The organism is Desulforegulaceae bacterium (assembly GCA_034006035.1).
In the GTDB taxonomy this organism is placed as follows: domain Bacteria; phylum Desulfobacterota; class Desulfobacteria; order Desulfobacterales; family JACKCP01; genus JACKCP01.
Window position 1 is genome coordinate 1 of sequence record JAVETN010000026.1, and the last position, 3,243, is coordinate 3,243.

Genomic DNA, 3,243 nt, shown 5'->3' on the forward strand with positions numbered 1-3,243 from the left:
AAAAGCATTGCGAATCTCGCTTACGCGTAACTACTGGCGGACTTTGCTTGCTATGATAAATGTCGCCTTCGCAAACCTTGGCGGACTGCGTCACGCCGAAGGTTTGCTACTGCGAACCGAAGGCGGGCTACCTCGGTCTGGAACCCATGAATATAGGGAATTGTAAGGCTTTTTTGGAGGTTTGTCCAGTCTTGGGATTTGAAGAGGTCGGGTCGGGTTTTTGAGGGCAAAATGAGACAAATGAGACACGGGACAGCCCCTGTCTCATTTTAAGGAAAAAGACAGCCCATTGTCTCATTTTATATCATTAAAAAGCTTTAATATCTTGGGATTAACCCTAACTGTTCCTGCATCTGCAAGGCCAATTTCAGTTATTTCCATAAACAACTGAAAGATTAACTTAAAGGAATTTAATGCATCTTGCTTTTCATTAGACAGATTAACTGTCCATGAGTGTAAATACGAATTTCGTTTCTTGCGTATTTGTTCAAATTTTTGAAACTGGTTATCTGAAATAAAACCAAAAGTCTTCAATACATTAAGTCTTCTTGCATGATTCAAATCATCAAAATTTTTCCCAAATAAGCCCTTTTCTTCATTTTTCTTAATTACTTGACCCCTTAATCTCACCTCATTAATTTCCCAAAGTAGAAGCGCTAGCATTTCTGCAACTGTTCCGCATAAGGCTATGGTTGCTGAATACTCACCTAAGCAATAATTTTTCTTTGCGCTTCTAAGCGGCTTAAGGAGCCTCTCGAAAAGTCTTTCAGTATGAGGCACAATAGCTGTATGCGTTTCTTTGGTTGTGACTTCAATGTATCTATCTATTACCTCCTCAGATAATGCTTCTATCGGAAGATTAAAAAATGATATCAACAAATCTCTATCAAATTCTTCTTTTAAGCCAGCTACCCTAAGATCCAAGATTTTATTTAAATCAGAATCTTCAAGAAATGGTCCAAAGAAATTCAGTTGAATCTCAATACGGTTTTGTTCTTTTTTGTTAGACATAAACTAAAAATTATCACTTTTTATTTTTGGCAAGTTCAAATTTGTAATTACCCAAACGAAGTAAAATAATAAATAAAAAATGAAGATTTAACATGCTGTAATGTTCTTTTTGAATTAAACAATGTCCAACATTATTTCTTAAATTATGACCTATGGGCTCTGTTAATAAATACCTCATCAACAAAATCAGGTCCTTCCCCAAAATAGCCTCCATGAAATCATCACTAAGAAAATTATTTAAATCTTTTTCATAAGTAATGGACTTTCCGCCCTTATCATTCCTTACGACAAATGTTGGCTTACCTAGAAATTGATACATTTCCCTTATAATGCCTTCAATTTTCACTACTAATGAATCTGTGGCCAACATTATTTCTTGAAATGGAATTTTCTTTCCTGCTGAAGATTTTTTAGCTGCTTTTAAATATTGTTTTATGCCTGGTTCGATCAGATCCATTATTTTCCTTGTTTTTAAGACAACTTCGCCTTTTCTATTTTTCATTTCAAATATCATGCCAAACCAACTATATTTTTTGAAATATGCTGATATATCTTTCCATGATAACGCTTTTTTATTTACTAACTCCATCATTACTATTTCTATTTCATGTCTATAAATGGAAATCCCTAGACCAAATTGTTCCAGGATTGAAGCAAAATGTTTTTCCTCATCTGATGAATAAATCCTTACTTGATTCATATTTCCATCAAAAACAGATTTTCCAAAGAGAGCTTGCGTAATAAACTTTTTTGATTGATCATTAACCATTTTTTCCATATGATCAAAGGTGGGAAAAAAATTTGGAGACACAACAAGAACCTTTATTATTTCTTCAGGCTTTAATTTGGATATTTTCTTAGCTCTGCTTTTGGCGTTTTTTATAACATCGGAAATATCTATTTTAGTGCTGATTTCATGGAATTCAACTGAACCAGCTGATGCTTTGTATCTCTTTTTTAACTCTTCAACTTTTGCATAATCTTTTAACTTACTATACTCCTCAACTGCTTTTATCAATGAAGAAAGCTCTGCAAAACTTTTCCTATTTTTATGATCATCAGCTTCGGAAACATAACTCTCTGCAATTTTAATATCCCATTTTTTGGTTTTCTTCTTAAGAACAAGCTCTTCAATTTTTTTAATGTTCAATAGATATTCTCTTGCAAAATATTGCTTGTTTTCATTTAGCAATCTTTCTACTTGTTCTTCACATAGAATCACTAACTTTTTCCAAAAATCAATATCTTTGAAATCTTTCCTATTATTTATAGCAAGTTCAACCATGTCTATTGTCAGTTTTGCCTTAGAGCTACTTAGAGGATTAAATTCAAATAATAATCTTTCAAATTTCTTAGAAACTTCACTCTTCTTGTAATTTACAGCTTTTGACAACTGGAATGCGCGATTAAATGATTCTAAGACATCCAATCCAAAATGTTGGTCTGGAGTGCTTTTATCATTTTTTTCGTATTCATTAATAAGATTCAGATAGGCGTCAACTGCATACTTTGCTTTTATATGGTCACGCTTTGTAATCCATAAAAAATCCGCATGCCTCGCTTTTATTTTATTACTCTTAGCCATATTTAATTCTTTTTCAATTAGTTTGAATGATTTTTCATTAAATGAAGCTAGTGTTGGATAACTCCATGGTTTTCCATCTCCCGTGGTGCCAGACATCATTTCGCTTAGTTTTCCATCCTTAATCACAAAATTGAAGACATCCATGAGGGTTTGCATTTTCTTTGCATTTTTTTCATCTTTCAGTTCATTGAAATAAGTGTCTCTGACTTTTTGATATTCGCCAGCAATCTCATGCAAAAATTTTGACCCCTCTGCAATATTATCTATATTGCTCAAGATTTTTTTGATTTCTTTTTTTGCTTCTGTTTTTTTATCCTTTATCATAATTTTTTTTCTTATTATTGCTCTCAATAAGCTTTCGGAGGTTTTCTTCGCCCTCTACTCCTTTTAGACGGCCTTGGAGGTATCCAAGGTGGTAGTTCACCCCGTCACTCATCAGACGCCAATTTCATCTTTATTTTAGCACAAAACCGCCAAATTCATGGCGGTTTTAGGTTGCTAATTTTGCGGAGACCTCGGGTCTCTCTACCTTATGAGCTTTGTGCGGAGAGGCAGGGATTTGAACCCTGGAACCCTTTTACAGGTTAACACGTTAGCAGTGTGCCGCTTTCGACCACTCAGCCACCTCTCCATATTAAATTTTTTGT

At 34.0% G+C, this 3,243-nt stretch carries 2 protein-coding genes and 1 tRNA gene; all 3 read right to left on the bottom strand.

Annotated elements, in window-relative coordinates:
* Positions 1–294: 294 nt before the first annotated feature.
* The 3 genes from RBR53_11960 to RBR53_11970 all read right to left on the bottom strand — a co-directional run bounded on the left by RBR53_11960 (position 295) and on the right by RBR53_11970 (position 3,227).
* Positions 295–1,011 (bottom strand): hypothetical protein, encoded by a 717-nt coding sequence (locus RBR53_11960; GenBank protein ID MDY0133365.1) that lies wholly within the window; start codon positions 1,009–1,011, stop codon positions 295–297.
* A gap of 13 nt (positions 1,012–1,024) precedes the next feature.
* Positions 1,025–2,920, bottom strand: coding sequence for a DUF4209 domain-containing protein (locus RBR53_11965; protein ID MDY0133366.1), 1,896 nt, complete (start codon positions 2,918–2,920; stop codon positions 1,025–1,027).
* Positions 2,921–3,140: 220 nt separating this feature from the next.
* Positions 3,141–3,227: transfer RNA gene (locus RBR53_11970), tRNA-Ser, on the bottom strand.
* Positions 3,228–3,243 lie beyond the last annotated feature (16 nt).